General features: G+C 38.8%; 17 protein-coding genes and 2 pseudogenes. 11 read left to right on the forward strand and 8 right to left on the reverse strand.

Annotation, left to right across the window (positions count from 1 at the left end):
• From ACFIJJ_RS06190 to ACFIJJ_RS06210, 5 genes are all read left to right on the forward strand, one after another.
• Positions 1-854, forward strand: an 854-nt coding sequence (locus ACFIJJ_RS06190) for a BID domain-containing T4SS effector (protein WP_375646344.1), incomplete at its 5' end; no start/stop codon positions are given.
• A gap of 343 nt (positions 855-1,197) precedes the next feature.
• Positions 1,198-2,124, forward strand: coding sequence for a BID domain-containing T4SS effector (locus tag ACFIJJ_RS06195; protein WP_375646345.1), 927 nt, complete (start codon positions 1,198-1,200; stop codon positions 2,122-2,124).
• A 354-nt stretch (positions 2,125-2,478) separates the two neighbouring features.
• Positions 2,479-3,762, forward strand: coding sequence for a BID domain-containing T4SS effector (locus tag ACFIJJ_RS06200; RefSeq protein WP_375646347.1), 1,284 nt, complete (start codon positions 2,479-2,481; stop codon positions 3,760-3,762).
• Positions 3,763-4,066: 304 nt separating this feature from the next.
• A complete protein-coding gene (locus tag ACFIJJ_RS06205) occupies positions 4,067-5,947 on the forward strand; it encodes a BID domain-containing T4SS effector (protein ID WP_375646348.1) in 1,881 nt (626 codons plus the stop codon).
• A gap of 334 nt (positions 5,948-6,281) precedes the next feature.
• Positions 6,282-9,512, forward strand: coding sequence for a BID domain-containing T4SS effector (locus tag ACFIJJ_RS06210; RefSeq protein WP_375646349.1), 3,231 nt, complete (start codon positions 6,282-6,284; stop codon positions 9,510-9,512).
• A 219-nt stretch (positions 9,513-9,731) separates the two neighbouring features.
• On the opposite strand, the pseudogene ACFIJJ_RS06215 reads toward ACFIJJ_RS06210, so the two are convergent.
• A pseudogene (locus ACFIJJ_RS06215) lies at positions 9,732-9,979 on the reverse strand (integrase); the annotation flags it as partial.
• Positions 9,980-10,303: 324 nt separating this feature from the next.
• Between ACFIJJ_RS06215 and murJ the strand changes: the two are divergent.
• The 4 genes from murJ to ACFIJJ_RS06235 all read left to right on the forward strand — a co-directional run bounded on the left by murJ (position 10,304) and on the right by ACFIJJ_RS06235 (position 14,199).
• Positions 10,304-11,875 carry a murein biosynthesis integral membrane protein MurJ gene (gene murJ, locus ACFIJJ_RS06220; protein ID WP_375646351.1) on the forward strand — a complete coding sequence of 524 codons (1,572 nt, stop codon included), beginning with the start codon at positions 10,304-10,306 and terminating at the stop codon, positions 11,873-11,875.
• 60 nt (positions 11,876-11,935) lie between these two features.
• On the forward strand, positions 11,936-13,006 hold the full coding sequence (gene trpS, locus ACFIJJ_RS06225; RefSeq protein ID WP_375623701.1) for a tryptophan--tRNA ligase: 1,071 nt from the start codon (positions 11,936-11,938) through the stop codon (positions 13,004-13,006).
• 63 nt (positions 13,007-13,069) lie between these two features.
• A complete protein-coding gene (locus ACFIJJ_RS06230; protein WP_375623699.1) occupies positions 13,070-13,561 on the forward strand; it encodes a universal stress protein in 492 nt (163 codons plus the stop codon).
• Positions 13,562-13,620: 59 nt separating this feature from the next.
• Positions 13,621-14,199 carry a NifU family protein gene (locus ACFIJJ_RS06235; RefSeq protein WP_375646352.1) on the forward strand — a complete coding sequence of 193 codons (579 nt, stop codon included), beginning with the start codon at positions 13,621-13,623 and terminating at the stop codon, positions 14,197-14,199.
• 353 nt (positions 14,200-14,552) lie between these two features.
• On the opposite strand, the gene ACFIJJ_RS06240 is transcribed toward ACFIJJ_RS06235, so the two are convergent.
• The 3 genes from ACFIJJ_RS06240 to ACFIJJ_RS06250 form a co-directional block, all read right to left on the reverse strand.
• Positions 14,553-14,762: a hypothetical protein gene (locus ACFIJJ_RS06240; protein WP_375646353.1), complete on the reverse strand. Its 210-nt coding sequence runs from the start codon at positions 14,760-14,762 to the stop codon at positions 14,553-14,555.
• Positions 14,763-15,878: 1,116 nt separating this feature from the next.
• Positions 15,879-16,214 (reverse strand): zinc ribbon domain-containing protein YjdM, encoded by a 336-nt coding sequence (locus ACFIJJ_RS06245; protein WP_375623695.1) that lies wholly within the window; start codon positions 16,212-16,214, stop codon positions 15,879-15,881.
• A gap of 1,129 nt (positions 16,215-17,343) precedes the next feature.
• On the reverse strand, positions 17,344-18,972 hold the full coding sequence (locus ACFIJJ_RS06250) for an alpha-D-glucose phosphate-specific phosphoglucomutase (RefSeq protein ID WP_375646355.1): 1,629 nt from the start codon (positions 18,970-18,972) through the stop codon (positions 17,344-17,346).
• Between the two features lie 217 nt (positions 18,973-19,189).
• Between ACFIJJ_RS06250 and ACFIJJ_RS06255 the strand changes: the two genes are divergently transcribed.
• Positions 19,190-19,714: a peroxiredoxin gene (locus ACFIJJ_RS06255; RefSeq protein ID WP_375613588.1), complete on the forward strand. Its 525-nt coding sequence runs from the start codon at positions 19,190-19,192 to the stop codon at positions 19,712-19,714.
• A gap of 881 nt (positions 19,715-20,595) precedes the next feature.
• Here ACFIJJ_RS06255 and ACFIJJ_RS06260 read toward each other — a convergent pair.
• The 4 genes from ACFIJJ_RS06260 to pyrF form a co-directional block, all read right to left on the reverse strand.
• Positions 20,596-21,135, reverse strand: coding sequence for a replication protein (locus ACFIJJ_RS06260; RefSeq protein ID WP_375646356.1), 540 nt, complete (start codon positions 21,133-21,135; stop codon positions 20,596-20,598).
• Between the two features lie 591 nt (positions 21,136-21,726).
• Positions 21,727-23,211 carry a histidine--tRNA ligase gene (gene hisS, locus ACFIJJ_RS06265; RefSeq protein WP_375646357.1) on the reverse strand — a complete coding sequence of 495 codons (1,485 nt, stop codon included), beginning with the start codon at positions 23,209-23,211 and terminating at the stop codon, positions 21,727-21,729.
• 42 nt (positions 23,212-23,253) lie between these two features.
• On the reverse strand, positions 23,254-23,511 hold the full coding sequence (locus tag ACFIJJ_RS06270) for a hypothetical protein (RefSeq protein WP_375623688.1): 258 nt from the start codon (positions 23,509-23,511) through the stop codon (positions 23,254-23,256).
• A 49-nt stretch (positions 23,512-23,560) separates the two neighbouring features.
• Positions 23,561-24,406, reverse strand: a complete 846-nt coding sequence (gene pyrF, locus ACFIJJ_RS06275; RefSeq protein WP_375646358.1) for an orotidine-5'-phosphate decarboxylase — start codon at positions 24,404-24,406, stop codon at positions 23,561-23,563.
• A 480-nt stretch (positions 24,407-24,886) separates the two neighbouring features.
• On the opposite strand from pyrF, the pseudogene ACFIJJ_RS06280 reads away from it, so the two are divergent.
• Positions 24,887-25,020 (forward strand): annotated as a pseudogene (locus ACFIJJ_RS06280) (DUF3792 domain-containing protein); the annotation flags it as partial.

A 25,020-nucleotide genomic window follows, 5' to 3' on the forward strand; every position in this document is an offset into this window, starting at 1 on the left:
CGATCTATGCTCCCCAAAAGCCACTAGGAAATCCCTATGACAGACTTGGTGGAAAACCAAGTGATGGGCGACGCACCGACAGACTCGTAGACCCCTATAAAGTAACGGATCTGGCGGCACAAGGTTGGCAAACACCCTATGACACAATTGGTGGAGGTGCACAGGGTGGAGGACATCACCAAGAACCTGAACATGTCTATGCAGAGCTTGAGTTTGGTGAACGTGGTGAGCCCTCTCCCCAAAGACCACTCGAATCTGTCTATACAACGGTTGGCATGGGAGCTGAAGGTGGGCAAGAGTCTGAACAACTAGAAAATCCTATCTACCAAGGTGTTGGCAGAGCAGCAACACCCCCTCCCAGAACCCCAAAAGATGTGGTTACAACAAGGCTTTTAAAAAACGTAGACTTTCAATATGGTGTAAGAGAAACGCAAGAGTGGTGCAGAGTTGTTTATGGTAACGAACATGCTTTGAATCAACAACTTGCTAAAATTCTTGACGATCCTCAAAGTGCAGAGCAAATCTTATGGGGCCTTGCAGAAAATCCTGAAAGCGCTGGTAAGCTTGCAGGTCACAAAATACTTGGTGTAAAGTCTCCAAGCCGCAGAGAAGCTGAAGAGAGTTTTTCTCCCCTTTGCTCAGCTCTTGAGAGGCATATACATACGGCACAAAAGCTCCATAAACAGTTTACACGGGAGCAGGAAAGAGGTCAAAGACAAGAAAGTCCAGAAAGAGATACAGAACACAGACACCACCATCATCATCGTCATGCAAGAGGACAAGAACAAAATAGTCCAGAGCACAGCCCACAACGACAAAGACATGGAGAAAAAGGAATGGCTTTTGCCATGTAAGTGGACATAAACGTAAAAACAGATAGTTTTTGTTTTTCATGTAATCTTTTTTTCAGTGAGTTTCTTGGCGCAAATCGTTTTATCGTGATTGCGCCAAGAGTTGTTTTAAAATATTACAAAAAATAGTCCTAAAAGTGGATCCTGTAATTTATTGTAACTTATTGATAAAATTTCATAAAAAAACTGTATAAAAGACATAAATGTTCATTACATATCAATATTGAATAGCGCAGAATCTTTGGAGGTCATTCGGTTGGATATCTTCCTTTATATCAAAGTTATCAAAACTAAAAGTGGGGAATGCACCAAAGAGGTTTTCTAAAAATATTGAAAGGAAATATGTATGAAAAAACATCATCCACATCCTTCTGCAAATCCAGAAGCCCTCTATGCAAAAGTTAATAAACCAACCAGAGGAAACCCGCGCGGTCCAACCCCAGAAGAGGAAGTTACATACGCAACCGTTGGCAGTGTTTCTCCTTCAAGAGGGAGACATCCTGATCGGGGAAGAGAAAGTTCTGAAACCGATTACACAAAGGTTTCTCCCCCAAGACGCGAAGAGGAAGTTACATACGCATCAGTGAGCAGCGTTTCTCCTCTTTCAAGAGGGAGACACCCTAAGCAAACGCAGCGAGAAACTGAAACCGATTACACAACGGTTGCTCCCCCAAAGCGTGAAGAGGAAGTTACATACGCATCAGTGAGCAGCGTTACCCCTTCTTCAAGAGGGAGACATCCTGATCGGGGAAGAGAAAGTCCTGAAACCGACTATACAACGGTTGCTCCACAACAAAGAGGAAGACCTTCATCTTCCCTCACAACGGAGCAAAAGAGTGTAATGCTTTTAAAAAATCCACAGGTCCAAGCACGTGCAGAAGAGGTCATACATTGGAGTAAAATTGTTTATGGCGATGATACGATTTTCCAGCAGCACTTGCAAGGAATACTTACAGATCCCACTAAAGGAAAAGACCTTTCAAATCAACTTGCTGAAAATCCTGAATCTATACATAAACTCGCTGGCCATTCCACACTTGGCTTAAAAAATCAAACACGCAAAGCAGCTGAAGAGGGTTTTAAACCGCTTATTGACGCCATTGATGATTATACAAAGGCTGTAGAAAGAGCCACAGAGAGGCTATCGCAAACCCCTCTAGCAGAACAAAGACGCCATCATCATCATCACACAAGAGGACAAGAACAAAATAGTCCAGAGCACAGCCCTCAACGACAAAGACACGGAGAAAAAGGACTTTCTTATGCCATGTAAGGGGGCATAAACATAAAAACAGATAGTTTTTGTTTTTCATTTAATCTTTTTTTCAGTGAGTTTCTTGGCGCAAATCGTTTCATCGCGATTGCGCCAAGAATTGTTTTAGAATGTTACAAAAAATAGCCCTAAAAATGGCGCCTGTAATTCACGACGACTATTGATAACTTATTGATAATATTTCACAAAAAAACTGTATAAAAGACACAAATGTCCATTAAGCTGATTGCAAATAGCGCAGATCTTTGGAAGCTCATTCAGCTCGATATTTCTTTTGTCTCAAAGCGACCCAAGCATAAAAGGCAAGAATGCACCAAAGAGGTTTTCTAAAACAATTTTTGAAAGGAAACATGCATGAAAAAAAACCACCCTCATCCTTTTCCATCCTCTTCAATACAAGAACTTATAAAGCTCTATGAACAAGCAGCGGCAGAGGTCTCAGGCGCAGCAGCCCCCCTTCCTAAAGAAACGCCTTCAAAAAGCAAAAGACTGTCATCCATACCGGAAGAAGATGAGGAAAGACAATCTCTTTTAAGCGAAGAAACTGTATATGCATCAACAAATCCAACAGCTTCGTTAACAAAAGGCGGCTCGACCAAAAGACCGCAAGAAGCTGAAACGACACACGCAACAGTTACTTCACAAGTTACCCAGAGGGCAACAAGAGTTATCTCAGAGGAAGAGATCATTCTATTGCTTCCACACCATTCATTGGTTCGAACCTATCAAGAAGAAATCCAACGTTTATCTGCAAATGCCTATGGTAACCCAAATATTTTGCAAGAACAAATGCAGGAAATTCAAAGAGATCCCGCTGCAGGAGAAGAGCTCTCATGGCGCATGGCAGCCTATCCTGAAAGTATCGCTAAACTTTCTGGTACCAGCATGTTGGGCTTTAAAAATCGAGCACGTAGACAAGCGGAAGAGAGTTATTCCGCTCTCAGTATCACCATTGATTGTTATACAGAAGCTGTACAACAGGCAAGAGAGAGCCTCGTAAAATCTCCAGAGCAAGAACTCAAAAACTATGAACGCTTCATGGGGAAGGAAGCCGTCGCTAAACTTCTGCAAAAACCGGATCATCGTGAAAAAGAAACGCTTTCAGAGACAGAAATTTCTACCCAAATTCAACAACATTCAAAAGTTAAAAGACACCATGCCCAAATCCAATATTGGTGTAAAGTTGTTTTTGGTAACGCAAACATTTTGCAATCACAAACAGACGAGCTTTTCCAAACCCCTGAAACAATAGAAGCACTCGCACAACAACTTGCCGGAAATCCTCAATCTTTTCACAAGTACGCTGGTCGTAACTTTTGTGGCTTCAAAAATAAAGCACGCAGACATGCTGAAGCGGGTCTTTCTCACCTCATTGACGCCGCTGACAATTATGCAACAGCTGTAGTACAAGTAAGAGAGAGCCTTTCAAAAACTCAGCAGGCAAAACAAGAACACAATGAAGCATCTTCTGACAGAGCGCAAAATTTGCATCAACAACAAAGCGTCTCACAGTCTGCTCAACGCCCTGAGCCTTCAATAGTAACGCATGAAGGAGCAACACCCTCTACGCAACAAAGAGAAACAGATATTCGTCCTCGCAAAACTGCCGCCCCAAAAGCGATGGCTTTTGCCAGCTAAACAGACATAAGTTTTCACGTTGAATCTAACGTCTTGGCGCAACACAGGAAAGAGGTGTTTGCGCCAAGAAAGAGAGAAAATTGAAACACAATTTATTTTTCCGTCCCTTAACCCAAACACTGGAGAAAATAGTCTTTAGAGAATGATTATGATCTGAGCCAAGAGAGTCAAATCATGCGAGACCATTCAGTTTCATATCCTCTCTCATAAAAGCAAATGAAAAAGCATAAAACAGAATAAAAACCAACGTACATTTTTAATTAGTATTTAAAAACAATATTGGAAGAGTTTGAAAGGAACATGCATGAAAAAAAGAAATCCCTCCCCTTTTATCACCGAAATGATGGAAAAATTTCAACAACCGGCTGAACAATCCCCCACTAGAACCCCTCCTTCCCAAGTTTCTCAAAATTTGCCAAAAGCAACTGTAGAAAAACGCCCAGAAAATTTATCACCCGCCCCAAAGGTTGCGCCACCACCTCCCCCCCGTACGAAAAGCCCAGTGCAAACCAACACAATGCCCTCCAGCGCTAAAATCCCCAGCACCAAAACCCAAGAGACACCTCCTCTACAAACAAAAGTAGCTCCGCCCAAACCCCCACGCACAAAAGAAAATCTACAACCCAGCTCACAAATCCAAGAACGCTCCTCTCCGCACACAAAAACGCCTCCACAAAGACAACCACGTGCAAAAGATAGAGAACAAAACAGACCAACAGTTCAAAAGGAAGAAAATCCTTATGCAACACCTACTTCGCAAACACCCCCACGCATGAGGGAAAAAGCACAAACCGGAACAAAAATCCCCAGCTCACAAATCCAAGAAAACTCCTCTCCGCACACAAAAGCAGCTCCACAAAGACCTCCACGCGCAAAAGATAGGCAACAAAACAAAACAACGGTTCAAGAGAGAGAACACCTCTATGCAACGCCTACTTTGCAAACACCGCCACGCATGGGAGACAGAGTGCAAAACGGTACAAAAATCCAAAATCCTGAAACACACGAACCAAGTGTTAGACCCAAAACACAATTACATAAGAAAGTCAGGCAGCAAAACAGTTCATCATCACAAGACAGTGGAACATATGCCGTCCCGACTTCAAGAAAACCGCACCGTATGGGAAACAGAAAACAAAGCGATACTGTCGTCCAAAAACCTTCCTCTCCACACACAGCAATTGAACAACCAAGATCATCTCATGGACAAAAACCATCTATTAATACAATGGAAAAAGAGCTATTGCTCGTAGCATATCAAGAAGAGATACGATTTTTGTGTGAAAAGGTTTATGGCGAACGGCTTATTTTAAATGAAAGAATAGCAGAAATTAAAGAAAACCCTGATATGGGAGAACAGCTCTTATGGGATGTTACAGAACAGCCTAGGTCTATTTCTAAGCTTGCCGGTAGAAAAGTTCTTGGCATAAAAAATCATGCGCGCAAACAAGCTGAAGAAACTCTTCCCACCCTATGTGCTGCCATTAACGGTTATGTGTATACTGCAAAATATACAAAAAGTGAAAATATTTTACAAGATTCTCACACGGAACAACAACATCAGCGACAAGCACAAGAGGAAGAGCTAACAAATCAACATTTACAAAATCCGCTCAATTCAGAAAAGAAAATAAAGCCTCTCTCAAATGAGGAAATTGCCCGCAGAGTTCAACAAGATCCATCGGTTCAATATGGTCAAAGAGAAATCCAATATTGGTGCCAAATTGTTTATGATGATCCATTTATTTTGCAATATAGACTAGAAGATATGCACAAAATTCCAAGTATGGGAGAAGAGCTTGTATTTCAAATTGAAAAGGATTCTACATCTTTTGCTCCACTTGCTGGTAGAAAAACCCTTGGCATAAAAAACGGGACACGCAAAGCCGCTGAAGAAAATATCCCTACCCTTTGTACCGCCATTAAAGATTATGCTGATACAATAAAACAGTTAAGAGAAACCATTGTGCAAAACCATCAGGCAGAACAACAAAAACGTCATCAACCGCTTAACGATCTCGATAAAAAATTGCAACAGCAGCAAAACTTATCGCACCCCCCAAAGCTACCTGAGCGCTCAACAATAAAGCGGCATCAAGAAGTTGCTGCAACCTCTAGACAAGAAGACCAACAGCATGTTCGACCGCGCAGAGCCGAAACATCAAAAGCCATAGCTTTGTCGTAATAAATTTCCTAATTGTTGGCTTTTTATCCAAAACTTTGGTGCAATTATCTTGCCAAGATTGCATCAAAGACGGTGTATGAAATACAGAAAACTTTGAATAAGACACTTCATTATTTTACAGAATTCATTGATAAAATTTCACGATAATACTTCAAAATTATAAACTTTAACTTGGTTCCATGATTAACTTGGTTCCATGCGAATAAGATCAATTTTTTCAATCATTCAAATAAGCATTCTTCTTTGAAGAAAACGCTATGAAAATAACATAAGGCAAAAAATGTAAACAAAGAAGATTTCAAAAAATAATGTTAGCATTTGAAAGGAAATATGCATGAAAGAAAACACAGAACATTGTGCCTCCTCTACACCGGAAGAATTGCAAGAACAACACTCTGCAATTAATGCAGCCATTACAAAGCAAATCAATGAAGAAGCGCAAAAATTTTTCTACCCCAATAGCAAAGTGCTTAAAAATAAATACCGCATCAAAGATAACGAAATATTAAAAGAACGCTGTTCTAATGATGTAAAAGAAGAAATGATAAAACTGCACCAAGAACCTCTACCAGAGCAGTTTAATGCCTCTTATCTAAAATACCTTCATCAACGCCTCTTTTCCCGCACATTTGAATGGGCCGGACAAACGCGCGAAGAGCCTTTTACATTTGAAGATGGCACTGTTGCTTCTATGCCCATTTTGAAAAGAAAAGAATTTACAAAACCTTTTGCGATTGGCAAAAAAATACAGGAGGGACTAGAAAAGTTAGATAAAACGCTTGCTGAAAAGAATAATTTACAAGGCTTAACGCGCGAAGAATTCGTTGAACAAGCAGCTGGTATAATGATAGATTTGCACCACTTGCATCCTTTCAGAGAGGGCAATAGGCGCACAAAGAGACTGTTTGTTGAAAAACTCGCTCAAGCAGCAGGACATGAGCTAGACTTTTCTCTTGTGAGCAAAAAACGTAAAGACTTTGTCCGCGCCGCTGCCATGGAACATGGCGATCCAGAGCCTATGAAGCATCTGCTTGAGGATATCTCAAATCCAGAAAAATTGCTCATTTTACAAGAATTTACCAACTCTATGAGAAAGCTTGGATTGGATGAAAAAAATTATTATCTCACTGTCGTCGCAAAAGAAGGAGAAACCTATCATGGTACCTACAGAGGCAGTGGACCCAATGGCTTCATGCTTGATGCCAACGGCATTTTCATCTTGGGAAATAAAAAAGATCTCACCCCAGAGCAAATACAGACATTAAAAATCGGTGACGCCCTCTCCTTTACAGCGCCCAAAACTCAAAACCCAGAAAAAAACCAGAAAAAAACCTTGCTTCCAGAAGAAAAAGAAGAAAAAAGAGCCACTCTCAAAAACGATGAAATAACTGAAAAGAGCAAAGACAAAACATCCATTCAAACAAAGAAAAAGGGAAAATCCTATTTTGCACCATGGAGTGCCTCTCATGTTTTACATGACAGCGTTGCAGTTATACCCAAAAGTTTGCAAGAACAAGAAAAAGAACAAATGGCACACCCAATTGCTCAATCGGCTTCCGCTACGAGGAAAATGCAAAAAGATTTCCCAAAAAACATTTTACAGAGCAGTAATACAGCAACAAATGATCCACTATCTGTCAAAATGACAAAGGAAACACGCTCTGATCATCAAGAAAGAACAAAACAGCCCCCCAAAAAAGCAATGGCATACTGGGATACTGGTACAAGAAAAACGAACACCGTCCCTCTCACCTTACAGGAGACATTATCCTCACCGCCTGAAACCGAAGAAAATAAGACAATACACCGTAATTTCTTTTATCCCAATAGTATCACCTTAAAAAATAAATATGGAATAAAAGACTATGGAAAATTAAAAGTGCAATGTGCCCATGATACAACAAAAGCAATCATTCATCTGCGCCAAGAAGCGCCACCACAAAAACTAACCTCCACATATCTCCAATATATTCATCACACCCTATTTAAAAATACTTTTGAATGGGCTGGACAAACACGCGAAAAACCATTTACATTTGAAGATGGTACCGTTGCTTATATGCCAATGATGAAAAAAGATGGTATTTCTTTTGCCTCAGCAAAACAGATACAGGAGGGACTAGAAAATTTAGATAAAATACTTGCTGAAACGAATAGTTTAAAAGGCTTAACCCGCGAAACATTTATTGAACATGTCACTGAAATGTTGATACAGCTCAACTATACACATCCTTTCAGAGAAGGCAATGGACGCACGCAACGGACGTTTTTTGAAAAACTTGGGCAAGTTGCTGGCCACACACTCGACTTTTCTCTTGTAACAGAAAAACGTATGAATCTTGCCAGCATTGCATCGCTAAAACATAACGATAAAGAAGAGATGAAGCATCTGCTTGAAGATATCTCAAATCCAGAAAAAATACTTATTTTAAAAGAATTCATGGACAATATGAAACATATCGGATTTGAGAGTCTTCATAATTATCTTATTATAACAGCAAAAGAAGGTCATACCTATAAAGGCTTTTACAGAGGCTGTGGACCCAATGGCTTCATGCTTGATGCCAACGGGATTTTCATCTTGGGAAATAAAAAAGATCTCACCCCAGAGCAAATACAGACATTAAAAATCGGTGACGCCCTCTCCTTTACAGCACCAAAAATTCAAAACCAGCAAGAAGTGCTTATCCCCGCACAAACAATAGCCCCCCTTACCAGCAATGAAATTGCCACAAGGATAAAAAACAACGCATCCATTCAAGCAAGAAAACAAGAAATCGAAACTTTGTGCCAAATCATTTATGGCAATCGTCATATTTTGCAGGAAAGAATTGAGATGATCCATGAAAATCATACTGAAGGAGAACAGCTCACCTATCAAATTGCCACCTCTCCCCAATCGATTTCTAAGCTTTCTGGTAGCAATGTATTTGGCATAAAAAACAACGCGCGTGCCCATGCTGAAGCAAATATTTTGCCCCTCTGTAGAGCCATTGATCGTTATATCAATATTTCTAAACAAACAGAAAGAGACATTCTCCATACCCATCATGTAAAACAAAGGCGGTGTGAACAGTCGGTAGAAATGCCTAAGGCTTGGATGAAAAATCTCCTTTCCGTGTCAAAAGCACAACAGCAAGAAACGTTATCAAACTCTCCTGAATTAAGGGGTGAGATAAGGGCTTATATCAAAAAAATCAATGAGCGCTTATCCTCAAGCGAGCATGAAGCTATAAAAGAACATAATCCTGAAAACCTTGCGAAGAGTCTTGGTACATCAACCGTTAAAGCAAAAGAGATTATGGAAATAATCAAGCAGATAAAAGAGATAGAACAGCATATACAACCCATGTATTTTTATAACCATAAATTCGATGAGCGCTTCGCACCAAACCAGTATCAATCTATAAAGAAAAACAATGAAAAAAAATGTTCCAACACTCTCGATAAAGAAGCAATTAAAGTGCAAAAAATGACAGAAAACGTCAATCAGAGTCCCAAAAGACAAGAAAATATTCAACCTCACAAAACAGAGCACGCAAAAGCAACGGCAATGAATGTCTAAAAGGTTCATAAACTTTAACTTTTTCGCCCCCTCTGGTAAAAATGATAGCCTTTATTCCCCTTGCCTTCATCGGCAAATCGATCGCACCTCAACGAGAATGGAAACCATGAGAGAGCAAATTTATCCTATTTCCTCAGATTTTATCCTCATCAACTGTGAAAAGAAACCTGAACAAGAAAAATGCTGTTGAAAGATCATATCTTCCTATCCTCTTGTTTATGTAATCTCTAAAATGGGAAGGCAGCCACATTTGGGGAGAACATAAAGCCGTAAAAGTAAAAACCAATCACCAGCTTTACCATCACCTTTTAGCTCAGCCTTACGACTTTTTAAAACATCTAAAGCGCTATTTTTTTTAAAATCATGAATAAATAATGGAAATTGCCCATTGCTCCACGCTTTTATTTTATTTGCGTTCTTTAAATAGGGTCACACCCCTCACGTAAAACAAAACGGCATTGGGTTGCACTATTCACGACATCACACCATAAAGAGAAATTATCATTATATATCCCTACATATCCCTTCAAATTGTTATGATATCACTCCCATATTTCAGTTTGAAAAAGAAATTTTAATTATTTTATGGCAACAATAAAAATTTTAATGCAACAGTAAACAAGGAGCATAAAAAAAGTCTTCAAGCACCATTGTTGACAGAAAGATAAACACCGTCGTAAAACGCTTTCAAAAAGTATCCTTGATTAGGATAGAGATCAGATTTTTACGATTTAAAACGCTTTATTTCTCCTGTCATCGCTTCTCTTTTACAACAAAGTTGATATATCTTTATGACATTGATTAAAAAAATTGCAACAGTTGCTTCCGGAACCCTCATGAGCCGTATTTTTGGCTTCGTACGCGAAATGTTGATGGCCGCAGCCCTAGGGACTGGTCCTGTTTCTGATGCGTTTAATGCTGCTTTCCGTTTTCCCAACACATTCCGCCGTTTTTTTGCTGAAGGTGCCTTTAATGCTGCTTTCATTCCTCTTTTTGCCAAAAAAATCACTGAAGATGGTCACGAAACGGCATGCAAGTTTGCAGAAGAGGTGTTTGGCGTTCTCTTTTCACTGCTCTTACTGTTAACGATTGCGATGGAACTCAGTATGCCTTTTTTGGTACGAACCATTATTGCTCCAGGTTTTACCGAAGATGCAACAAAGCTTAACGCCACAATTCATTTTACGGCGATCATGTTTCCCTATTTAACCTGCATGTCGCTTGCTGCCATGATGGGGGGCATGCTTAATGCGCTGCGACGCTATTTTATTGCCGCCATTGCCCCACTCTTTTTAAACATTATTCTGATTGGTGTGCTTGCCTATGCTTGGATCTATAAACTTGACGCTTGGCATATCGGTTTAAATCTCTCTTGGGGTGTATTGGCAGCTGGTCTTATTCAACTCACCTTAATTGCCCTTGCTTTGCGTCAAAGTGGCATGAAAATTTCCTTCCGCCAGCCCCATTTAAGTCCTAATGTTCGTAAGCTATTAACTTTAGCATTCCCCGCAGCCATCACAGGTGGCATCACGCAAATTAATTTGCTCATTAATACCAATATTGCTTCTAGTCAATCGGGTGCTGTCTCTTCTTTGATGTACGCTGATCGCCTTTACCAATTGCCTTTAGGCGTAATCGCCATAGCCGTTGCAACCGTTCTTTTACCAGAATTAACACGCGCTTTGCGAAGTAAAAAGCATGAAGAAACCCACCATTTACAAAACCGCTCTATTGAATTAACGCTATTTTTAACACTTCCAGCATCCATCGCTTTTTTGCTGCTCTCCACTCCCATAGTCAGTTTGCTCTTTGAGCGAGGACAATTTACCAGTCAATCAACACACCATGTTGCACAATTACTAGAGCTTTATGGACTAGGACTTCCAGCTTTTGTTCTTATTAAGGTCTTTATTCCTAATTTTTTTGCCCATGAAGATACCAAAACACCGATGATTTTTACAGGTATTTGCGTTTTTATCAATATCGGTCTCGCCTTAACATTATTTCCTATTCTATCTGCACGAGGCATTGTTATTGCTGAAATTACCTCTGGATGGGTCAACACACTGTTGCTTTGGGGTGTCCTTATCAAACGTGGTTATTGGAAATACGACTTCCAACTGATAAAGCGAATATTATGTCTCATGATGGCAACTCTTTTGAGTGCACTAGCCCTCTATTACGGATTGAATATGCTTGGTTTTTTGTCTTTTCCTTTATCCTCACAAGCATCATTTTTCTTACGCGCGATCACCTTAGCTGGGATCATGATTGGCATATTTTTGATCTATTTTAGTGCCTATTTTTTATTCAACACCCGTTCCTTTTTTCACACGCTTAAAAATTTGAAAAAACGCTCATAATATCTATACTTTGTCAAAAACAATAAAATGAATAACCTTAATTGAAGAAAGAGCACTCCTATGGATACCTTCACACCACTTGTCTTTTCCGGCGTACAACCGAGTGGTCATTTACATCTTGGCAATTATCTTGGAGCCATTCAGCATTGGGTTGAACTGCAAAACTCTCATCACTGTCTCTATTGTGTTGTGGATATGCATGCGCTCACCGTCAACCCAGATCCCCTTACTTTACGCGAATCCACCAGAACAGTGACAGCAGCCTTTTTAGCCGCCGGTATTGATCCTCAAAAACATATTATTTTTAATCAATCACGTGTTTTTCAACATGCTGAACTCGCCTGGATTTTAAATTGTGTTGCCCGCATTGGCTGGCTTCAACGCATGACACAATTTAAAGATAAAGCGGGAAAAGATCGTGAAAAAGCATCCCTCGGGCTTTTTGCTTATCCCACTTTGATGGCTGCTGATATTTTAGTCTATCGTGCAACGCATGTTCCAGTAGGCGAAGATCAAAAACAGCATGTTGAACTCACACGCGATATTGCACAAAAATTTAACAACGACTATGCACAGCGTATTGCCGAATTAAATTTTGGCGTTTCTATGCAAACGGATGAAGAAAAAAGACAAGGCTTTTTTCCTCTTCCAGAAGCACTGATTGGAACAACAGCCACACGCGTTATGTCTTTGCGCGATGGGACGAAAAAAATGTCAAAATCAGATCCTTCAGATTTTTCACGCATTAATTTGACCGATGATGCTGATCTTATCGCAAAAAAAATACGCAAAGCCAAAACGGATTCAGCTCCTCTTCCCGATACCCTCACCGCTTTAAAAGAACGACCAGAAGTTGATAACCTGCTTGGTATTTATGCCGCCTTTGCCAAAGTTAGCAAAGAAAAGATTCTTTTAGAATTTTCTGGTCAACAATTTTCGCATTTTAAAACAGCTCTAGCCGACCTTGCCGTCCATAAGCTTGCCCCTATAACAGAGGAGTTACGTCGACTTCATCAAGAAAATGATTATATCGACTCTGTTTTGCATGATGGCGCTAAACGTGCTAGTATGCTCGCAGAAGAAAATATGAAAAAAATTCGTGAAATTATTGGATTTTTGCACGATACATAAAAACAATAACACTAACAACTGTAGAGAGCCCCCAAAATCATTTGTACAAAATAGAGAAAGTGCATGATTTCCAAGCCCCAAACTCTTAAAAAAGAGCCCAAGAAAAAAAACTTAGTTATCATCGATGAAACACCGGAGTGTCGGCGTGCCGTTGCATTTGCCACCCAGCATGCTCAAAATACCAATAGAACATTAGTATTGCTTTGTGTCGTTGATAGTGTAGAATTTCAACATTTTCTAGGTGTAAACAACGTTATGCGCACAGAATCAAAGCAAAGTGCTCATAAAATATTAGGAGACATTGCCAGTGAAATCCGCACCACCCATGCGCTTGAAACAGAAATAGTGGTGCGAGAAGGAAAAAAAATTGATGAGATTTCCAAACTGATCGACGAAGATAAAAGGATTGCACTGATTGTTTTAGCAGCCAGTGGACATACAGAAGGACCAGGCCCCCTTATTCAATTAATCGGGAATAAAGGGACAGCTTTTTCAATCCCTGTCATTGTTATTCCTAGCAATCTTGCCGATGAAGATATTAGATCTATTGCCTAAAAAATATAATATTCTACAATGTAAGATCTTCCCAATCCTTCATTATAAAAGGAGAATCTATGTTTATTCAAACTGAAACCACCCCAAACCCTGCAACACTTAAATTCTTGCCAGGACGCGTGGTTCTTTCTGAGGGCGTATTAGAATTTCGTAACCGTGAAGAAGCAGCTAAAAACTCACCTTTAGCGGCTAAACTATTTAATATTCCCAATGTCAATGGTGTTTTTTTAGGCTATGATTTTATCACCGTAAGCAAAAAAGAAGGAGAATGGCAACATCTTAAGCCCGTCATTTTAGGCACAATTATGGAGCATTTTCTGTCCAATGAGCCAGTGATCACCACCAACGCCACAACACAAGCACAAACCCACGCTCTCAACGAAGAATTTTATGACGAAAAAGATGCTGATATTGTCTTAACCATTAAGGAGCTCCTTGAAACACGTATTCGCCCAGCGGTTGCCAATGACGGTGGAGATATTACTTTTCGTGGATTTGAAAATGGTATTGTTTATCTCAATATGCGCGGCGCCTGTGCTGGATGTCCCTCTTCAACAGCAACACTCAAACATGGTATTGAAAATCTTTTACGTCATTTTATCCCTGAAGTTTTAGGCGTTGAAGCCATGCCACAATAAATATTGGCCTCAATAGGCAAAACGCCCCCCACCAACCTCACCAGTTATCCCTCTTCAACAGCAACGTTCAAATATGGGGATCGAAAATCTTACACCTTTTTATTCCAGAAATTTCAAACATAAGTCATGCTGCCATAAAAATACAGTACTGTTAAAAAAATCTGTACACTGATCCCTTCGCTCACCTTTCACCTCCACATATGCCTTAAAAAGGTTTCTGCTCCTTTAAGAGGCATAAGTTGTTTCAATAAACCAATCGCATAGACAGAAATAGAACACATAGGGATGTGCATTTTAAATTTATTTTATCTCATCATCTTGTCATGCAATTTTAACCAAGAAAACACGCCCCGTTACAAAAAAGAAAACCCAAAAAAGAAAACATTGTAAGATAGAGTACCCATTTGCTTCATCTTTCTCAGCTCTCCCAACGATAAAATCACGCAAAATACTTCTTGTAGCAAGTCGGCACCATCATTATATTTGCCAGTCCCCAATGTTGCGATAGCCCTTGGCACTTGAGAGGGTTTATAAGAAGCCTTTTTACTACTTTCCTGTACCATGTCACTCCACACGGATCTCCCCGCTTGTAACATGCAAGAAACATAATTTTGATTGATTCAACATAGAACAGATTTGGAATAAGAAAATCCCACGTTATTCGGGGTTCTAATTCAATATGAATAACGCTAACTTATTATTATAAATCAATATGTTGTTTCATCAAATCGACAAAGATCATATTTTGCAACTTGAATGAGAATTCTGACATTCTTCTTATTTCAATTCTGTTTTTATTGCATCAATCAAAATCGTCCGCTTACACAGCACAAACTGGATAATAACAAAAACTATTTTTAATAGCGCTTATAAACACTTTTAAATATAAGAACTGTTGCAACATTGAGAGCTGAAAAAAATGCATAATGATGCTACCTTATCAGTATCTCGTACCGATCTTTTTCTATTTTTGAGTCAAAAATTCCCCTCTAGCACCTTGAATCTGATCTCCATAAATATAGCGAGGAAGGTGTGTACAAATACTTGTAAAAATAAATAAATGTAAAACCAGATCTATTCTATTATGGTTGTTTTGGAAGTCATTTGATAAAAAGTGGGAATATTTTTTCAATTCAGCAGAAATAAGTTTGTTACTTTACGGCATTGTTCTCCTCATAAAGCGCGTACCTTTATTGTTGCTTGTAAATCAACATCCAATCCTTCTCATAACAGTATGTTTAAAAGAAAAGACAGTGTCAGTATTTCTTTACGATATAATATTTTTTCCAACCCTCAAGATGCGATAGCCCTTGGCACTTGAGAGGGTTTATAAGAAGCCTTTTTACTGCTTTCCTGTACCATGTCACTCCACACGGATCTCCCCGCTTGTAACATGCAAGAGACATAATTTTGATTGATTCAACATAGAACAGATTTGGAATAAGAAAATCTTAAGATATTCATTTGGATCTCTCATTCACCATGGGAAAAAGTGAATTATCTTTATAAATCAACATATTGCGATACGTAGCTTTTATCTTCTGATAAGAGCAAACATATTGCCTCTATCTGATTGGCATAATCTGTAAAATAAGAAAAGAACCCTATTGGAAAAAACTATGAAAGTGTCAAAATAGAAAACAAACGAAATGCAAAAACAATTGCAAGAAGATAAATGCCTAAACTTTTTTCACAAACTCCGACTTTAAACTCATCTGCCCAATCCCAGGAATTTTGCAATCGATATTATGATCCCCATCTACCAAGCGAATATTCTTTACCTTCGTCCCTCCTTTTAAAACAGATGAAGCACCTTTTACCTTCAGATCTTTTATCACCATAACAGTATCACCGTTTGTTAAAATCTGACCATTGGCATCATAAACAATATCGGAAAGAGCAGTATCATCATTTTTTTGTGGCCATTCATGTGCACATTCAGGACACACAAAATTTTCACCCTCTTCATAAGTATAAAGACCATCACAACGAGGACATTTGGGATATTGGGTCATAAATTCCCCTTTTAAAAGAAAAATCATTCATTATGACTGGTCATAAAGCAAGAAGTGCTTATTGTCCATTATTTTAGAAAAACATTTCCCTTTGTTTCACCCTTCATCTGCCAACTGTGTTCATGAATGCTATCATCACATACTATACACAAGTTTATAAAAATGATTGGTCATTATACAACTTAAATAAGCCCCCCGCATATCATAAAATTTACGCACTTCATTCTCTCTAATAAATTAATCAAAATCATTTTCTTATACATCAGCAATACAATTAACGAATGAATAAAAAACAATTAGAAAAGGAACATCTCTGAATAAAACGTTCTCAAAGAGCTAAAAACTCTTGCTGCATTGAGAAATAAGAACATGATGTCCCCAACTTAACCTTTTATTTAAGTAAAGATAATAGTCATAATGTTAGAGGACAGACTGATTTATGATCATAGTTAATGGTTTTGTATATTGAATGAGAGCCGATCAATAAGCTGAGGTTTTTTCAACCCCTTTTACATTGAATTAACCAAAGCCTTTCGCTTGCATGTTACAAGTAGGAAGAGCCGTATAAAACGATTAAGAAAAGACTCAAAAGACGAAATGCTCTCAAATACAAGAGCCAACATTGAGAGCAGACCTAAATGTATATGATGATATCACGTTGTTCCTTCATAAGCATAAAAATGGTCATGCTCAATGAATAGCTGGTTATCCCTTTCAAAGCAACACGCATAAGATGCGTTTTTAGTGTCTGAGAGAGAAGCTTCTTTAAAACAAACATATGAAATGTGCAACAATGATCGTATTTTGTTTTGCATGAGAAACATTCCCCTATTAAACAAAAATTTCTATCAAACCATCAGAACTCCTTGGGCATTAATGCTCCCATTATGCTTGATTATTATGACCTACAGCCTTCGGTTTTAAAAAGTCAGCAGTTTTTAAGAAACCAGCCGATATGTAAACGTAGAAAGAACCAAACGAACCTGAAAATGGAGAAGCTCCCTTAGGGCAAATAAAATCACGCCCCCTAAAATCATGATCCCAAAATCATAATCCCAAAATCATAATCCCAAAATCATAATCTATGTGATCAATCATCATACTTTTACAAAAAAACATTCCCATGATCTTAGGTAATAATATCAGGTCGGTCTCGCCCCAATTCTTGTTGTATATTTAACAGTTTTAATGCCACCTGTTGCAAAGGTTTAAGCACGTCTTGCGGATTAAAATTGTGTTTGTGCGGATCACCTTCATACTGTTCAAAATAAAGCCGTAAGGTAGCACCGAGAGTCCCTGTTCCCGATAAACGGACCACCAACCGTGCGCCATTCTCGAAAAAAATACGGATACCTTGCTGCGTACTAACGCTCTGATCAACGGGATCACGATACGTAAAATCGTCTGCTTTTTTGACCAAAAAACCAGCAATTTCGGTTCCTTCTTGTGGTAAATGCCCACGCAAATGCTCTATAAGTGCCAAGGCTTTGTCTGCTTCGACTTCTTCATAATCATGCCGTAACGTGTAAAAACGCCCATAGGTGTGCCAATGCTGTTGAACAATTTGTGCGACAGTTTTTTTTGTTACCGCTAAAAGATTTAACCAAAATAATACAGCCCATAAACCATCTTTTTCGCGGATGTGATGAGAGCCCGTTCCAAAGCTTTCTTCACCACAAAAGGTTACTTTTCCCGCATCCAAAAGGGTTCCAAAAAACTTCCATCCCGTTGGCGTTTCAAAAAAGTTTAGTCCTTTTTTTTCAGCAACCAGATCAGCGGCACGCCCCGTCGGCATAGAGCGCGCTATCCCCACCACGCCTTTCCGATATCCTTTAATGAGATGTGCATGTTCAACCATAATAGCCAAAGAATCGGAAGGCGAAACAAATTGTTGACGTCCAATAATAAGGTTACGATCTCCATCACCATCAGAGGCTGCGCCAAGATCTGGTCCTTGCTCTGACATCAATAAATCATAAAGAGCCTTGGCATAAACCAAATTGGGATCTGGATGACCACCTCCAAAATCTGGCAAAGGAATACCATTAACCACCGTCCCTTCAGAAAATCCTAAGCATTTTTCAAAAATTTCATGGGCATAAGGCCCTGTTACTGCATGCATGGCATCAAACCGTAAAGTAAGACCTCGAGCAACAGCCTTGGCAATACAGTCAAAATCAAAAAGCTCCTGCATCAAAGCAACATAATCAGCGACAGGATCGATAATATCAATCCGCATGGCTCCCATAAAGACCGTACCTTGCCTATCTAAATCAATATCTGGTGCTTCAAAAATTTTATAACAGGAAAGCCGTTGCGATGTTGCAAAAATAGCATCACATAAAGAATTAGGAGCGGGGCCCCCATTAGAAATATTATATTTAATACCACAATCTCCCCCTGGACCACCAGGATTATGGCTTGCAGAAAGAATAAGTCCACCATGGGCATGAGTTTTACGAATAAGATGCGAAACAGCAGGTGTAGAAAGAATACCGCCCCTTCCCACTTTAATAAGAGAGACACCATGCGCCGCTGCCATCTTCAACACAATCTGAAGGATAGTACGATTAAAAGTGCGACCATCCCCCCCCAGAATCAACATTTTTCCTTCAAGAGGTCCAATATTATCAAAAAGAGACTGTATAAAGTTTTCTACATAATGGGGTTGTTGAAAAACAGACACTTTTTTGCGCAAACCAGATGTTCCCGGTTTTTGCCCCTCAAAAGCCGTGGTTAAAACTGTCTTTACGGTCATATCCATACCTTTATATTCTTTCCTATAATTTTAAGGTGAAGAGTATCCAAAGTCGACCATTAATTCTACTTGACGGAAGTGTGAAATATTTGCACACTCACCAGAAGTAAGAATTTTTAAAGAAGCCCTTTTATTTAAAACGCTTTTTGCCATATGTTTTTAAATACAAAGGCTGTTTTAAAACAAAATTTTCGTAAAAGAATACAGGAGCATCATGATGATGAAAAAAACAGTTCCCAATGTAACATTCCACACACGCGTACGCGATGAATCAGTGGCTGGAGACAATCCTTATCGATGGCAAGAAGTTAACAGCGATGCTTACTTTAAAGGAAAGCGTGTTATTCTTTTTTCTCTTCCTGGAGCTTTTACCCCTACTTGTTCAACCTTTCAACTGCCTGATTTTGAAAAACTCTATGATGAATTTAAACAAGCGGGTATTGATGAAATTTATTGTCTTTCCGTCAATGATGCTTTTGTCATGAATGCTTGGGGAAAAGCACAAAATATCAAAAATGTGAAATTAATTCCCGATGGCTCTGGTGAATTCACGCGCAAAATGGGTATGCTGGTTGCAAAAGACAATGTTGGTTTCGGCATGCGATCATGGCGCTATGCTGCTGTTATTAACGATGGAGTGGTTGAACAATGGTTCGAAGAAGCGGGTTTTTCAGATAATTGTGCAACAGATCCTTACGAAGTTTCTTCACCACAACATGTTTTAAAAGCCTTGAAAAGCTAATTTCCCCAATCGTCCATTTAAATAAAACTTTACGACACACATTTCCTTACTAAGGGAATATGTGTCGTTTATTTTTTGCAACCTCTATTCGTGAAAGCAGACACGATAAGTTGATTGTGTGCCTTCTGTGAGAAAATATTCCAGCAATAATTTTTCAATAAATATTTCATGTTTTAACGGCTTTGCAAAAGCTTGGAAAATTGCCGATGAAAAATCCCGTTGTAGCGCTAAAAAATCAAAGAGTTAAAAGCTGTTGCACGCTATCAAAAAATGGGGATGCAATTGCCAAATGCGCAAATTCATGCAAAACTCTCTCGGAAACATCAAGGATTAACATATAGATAAACTATGCAAAATCAACGCTCAGCTCCTCATATTGAGAAAAACTTTATGTTGAAAATGGTTTGATTTATAAAGATAATTTATAATTTTGCATATTGAATTGTGAAATCTGAATATCATAAGAGTGTCTCATTTTATCCCTTCTTATATTGCAACCATCAAAACCATTTTCTTGCCCACGACATGTGAAATTGGCATCTGAATAAACGATTAAAAAGAGTGAAAATGCTTCTCGTAAATGCTTTAAAGGCGAAAGCTGTGAATATCAAGACGCAAGGTACACAAAAGCATCAAGAGGGAAAATACAGATCAAACATTTGTTTGAAGAGCTGCACACTTCAAATTGACTTATGTCTCATAAAAATAATCAAACACAGCATAAAAACAGCTCAGCATAAAGAACCGTTTATAAAGAAGATTCACTCAAAATAAATCTCGCAAACATTCCAATTCACATACCCTAAACAGACTCATTACTGTTCTTATAGCCATTGATTCTAAGCTTTTATTTTTCTCTAAGAGAAAAACGGTTAAAGAAGTTATTGTTTCAAGTATTCTGCCATAAACTGTGCCTTTATTTCTTCCTCATCTAACTCTTCCTCTTCATCGAACTCAAAATCTTCATCACATTCAGGAAGACCAAAAATATCTGGATTGATGAAATAACCTTCTTCTTTTGTCCCCTTCGCTACAATTTTATTTGTTTCCAATTCGCTGATACCTTCTTTAAAACTTTCAAAATTAAGATATTCTGGTCTTTGAATTGAAAGATCACAAATCAAAAATTCCTCAAGAATATCATGATCTAATATTATCTGATCAAACCATAAATCCACCTCGCCCTCCTCTTCTAACATTTTCCCTATTTGCCACAACATCACCAAAAAAGCTTTCATACCATTAAATGATAACTCAAAAATCATACTTCGACACGACGAGGCGCCTGAAAAAGTGATTTGCGGAAGATCTTCAAATCCGAAATTTGAAGGAGGAAGTTTAAATGACTTTCCAATATTCTCAGGTCTTTCAAGAATAAAGGGATTTCGTTCATAGAGCAGAGTAAAATCATATTGGACCATTTTCATTTCTCCGTTAAAGAATTGATTTTATGAAAAATGCATATTATCAGTAAGTTACCATTATGGCAGCTTACAATTCATCCAAATATGCTCCTGGAAAAAATTGTTCGATTTAAGTCATTCCATTATTTTTTGAAGCTTAAAAAGTCTTTTAGGATAAAACGCTCTAGTTCTCCCTCCTTTTGCAATAAGGCTAGATTTTGTAATGTCCAAGAAGAGAACATCAAAGGATTTGATGCTCATAGATGAGAATTCAAAGATGAAGCCAATATAAACTTGTCAATATTTTTATAAACTTTTGGGAAAGCGTTGCGTGAAACCTTTTAATTTTCTCAGAGTTTTTGTTCGTTACAATTTTTTTGCACATTTTAACGCATTATCATCGCATCCTCAGAAGGACACATTTTATAGCGAATAGCGCTTACTTTTATCTCTTAAAAAATCTCTCTTTTATGCCGCACGCACTTCACCACCACACTTTTGAACGCGTGTGCCAGCACGTATAAACGAGCAAAGCACAAATTTCAAAAATTGAATCTCAACTTTTCCGAATATTTCAGGTAATCCTTTCGATAAAGACTTTTACCATTATCATTTTTGGGTTGCTAAAATATTCTGTACTGTTTTGACCAATTGATCTTCATCAACCGTCACTTGTGCTGGTCGACTTTCACGCCATGTTTGATTATCTTTGATCTCATGAGATAACCTCGCCCCTTCAATCAAATCTTTAATCTGTATTTTTCCGCTCTCACGTTCTTGTGAGCCTTGGATAACCACACAAGGCGCTCGGCGTCGATCTGCATATTTCATCTGCGCTTTTATCCCCGATGCCCCCAAATAGAGCTCCGCACGAATTCCGGCACCACGCAACTGCATCACCATTTTTTGATAACCAGCAACCGCCTCTGGCTCTTTATCCATCATCAGCACCACAACCGGCCCTGTTGTCTCCTTCATAGGCAACTTTCCAAGATTTTGCAAAGCAGCGATCAAGCGTGAGACCCCGATTGAAAAACCTGTTGCTGGAATGTTTTCACCACGAAAGCGTGCCACCAATCCATCATAGCGCCCCCCACCACCAACAGAGCCAAAAACAACTTTTTGCCCATCATCATTAAGAACATCAAACAGCAATGCCGCCTCAAACACAGGTCCTGTATAATATTCCAATCCGCGGACCACCGAAGGGTCAATTTTAATGCGATTATGATAACCATTTGCGGCAAAAATTGCTTGCATTTCCTCAAGCTCACGAACCCCTTCAAGCCCTTGAGCACTCTGACCAACAACTTGTCTGAGAATATCAAGCGTTTCTTCTGCCGTTTTTGCGTTTACGGTGAGTAAGGAAAGAATACACTCAATCTCTTTATCTTTAAGCTCGGCCCCTTTTGTAAAATCACCACTGTCATCCAAACGCCCCTTGCCTAAAAGCAACCGCACACCTTCAGGACCAAATTTATCAAGCTTATCCATTGCTCTAAGAACAGTTAAGCGCCTTTCAATCTGCCCTCTTTCGCCTAAACCAATCAACTGCAAAATACTTTCCAGAATTTTTCGGTTATTCAAACGAATGGCATAATCATGCTGCTGAAACCCTAATTTTTCTAAACTATCCGCAGCCATCATGCAAATTTCAGCATCTGCCGCAACAGTTGGTGTTCCAACAATATCAGCATCAAATTGCATAAATTGCCGAAACCGCCCTGGTCCAGGCTTTTCATTGCGAAAAACAAATCCAAGACGATAACTGCGATAAGGCTTTGGCAAAACTTCAAAATTCTCAGCAAAATAACGAGCAAGAGGCGCGGTAAGATCATAGCGCAAAGACATCCATTGCTCATCATCATCTTGTAGCGAAAAAACGCCTGCATTTGGACGATCTGAATCTGGTAAAAACTTACCCAGCACATCTGTATATTCAAAAATTGGAGTTTCCAGTGCTTCAAAACCATAAAGTTCATAAACTTCACGAATTTGCGCAATCATTGTTTCAGTTGCATACAACTGTTCACTTGTACGATCAACAAACCCACGGGGTAAACGGGCTTTGGTTTTTTCTTGTTTTGATGACATGTTTTTCTCTAACAACAATATATATTCACCGATAACGTGTGTCTATCTTATAGAAACAAACGCTGCAATAACTTTATCAACTGGAAACTGGTAACAATATGCATAAGCTTTTGCTTTTAAAAGATGCAAACCTTTACCCTTAAGGCAATCTACTGAAAATATTTGCATTTTCAATAGGAACATAGCCCCCCGCTCAACATGAAATGCCCGCTTAACATTCAATGAAAAGACATCTGTGCTAGTTGAAAGAAACCACAAAGCAACTGTTGATTCTTGATAAATCGGAAACATCCCCCTCAAAAGCCCTCCCTCTCAGAATTCTTCAGATTTATTACAGATGCAAAAATCCTCAAGACATCAGTGTGCTTTGCGCTTGTTCTGCAAAATGATTGATAACATTTTTTAAATCAACAATATTTCGTCCAGCATCTGTAATAGAGCGTGATACAGAGGGAATAACATTCTGCCAAAGTCTTTGTGGAAATTGATTTGCTAATTGTGTCATTGTTCCACCTTGGGCGCCAATACCCGGAACGAGAAACAGACTATTGTTTAACTGCTCGATTGTGTCTTTTGATTCAGATCCTAATGTCGCTCCTATAACCGCACCTATGGGGCCAATATTATGATGGAGAACCGAAGACTGACTATTATAATCACAAATACACTGTGCAAGATGAAGAGAGAGTGTCTGATCACCAATAAGCGCATTTCGTATTTGTTTTCCCTCTGGATTAGAAGACTGAACAACCACAAAAACCCCTGCTCCAGTTTCTTCTGCAACCTTTATCAGAGGAATAAGAGCATCAAAACCCAAAAAAGGATTAACTGTCATGGCATCAGCTTTGAACGCACTGCTTGAACCAAGCCAAGCCTTACCATAGGCTTCAGCAGTAGAGCCAATATCCCCCCTTTTTGCATCCGCCAGAACCAATATGCCTTGTTCGTGTGCATTTTCAATCAGTTCTTTGAGAGCTTGAAGACCTTCCACACCATATAATTCAAAAAATGCGACTTGCGGCTTTATAATCCCTACTTTACCAACAACTGCTGTTAAGAGAATATCACAAAAATCTTTTAGACCTTTATAATCAAAGCTTAGTTTCCACGATTGCAAAACTTTATGGCTCGGATCAAAGCCAATACAAAGAGGTCCATAGATTTCACGATTTTTAAAAAAAGTTGAACGAAACATTTTATATCCTAACAAGGTCTCTCTTTAAACTTTTTGATACAATCAAAAAGAAAAGCATTTGTCAAAAGAATACAATAGCGAAAACACAAAGAAAGAGCTCTCTATACAAAATGTGCTTTTATTTATGAAACATAAATATATTCCCATTCGTAACGCTTATCATATGTTTATCGACCAAGACGTTATCATGAGATAAAAATTCAAATTTATGAAAGAATATAAACAAAAAAGCATCCATATAATAATGACCTTATAAAGCCCTATAGGCGTACCTTGTCGTTTTCACCCCCCTTTTTTATGATCAACAAAAACTCTCTATGAACGCGCTTTAAACAAAAGTTTCAAAAGAAAATGTCCCACCATGATGATCTCGATCTTAACTTTAGATCTTTCCTATTCCTTTTGGCGCATATCTATTCCCTTTTGGAACATAATTAGCCAAAAGGCATTGTATCTCCAGCATATTCAAGGAGATAAAACATGGAAACTCGCATTCCTGAAGACACACCATTTGAGACGAATTTTCTAGGAGAAACATCTCTAGAAGAAAAATATTCACTCTTTCACACACCCATTTCATGGTCCGCAATCTTTGCGGGACTGGTGACAGCTCT

This window comes from Bartonella sp. TT29SHDZB, assembly GCF_042193395.1.
GTDB lineage: Bacteria > Pseudomonadota > Alphaproteobacteria > Rhizobiales > Rhizobiaceae > Bartonella.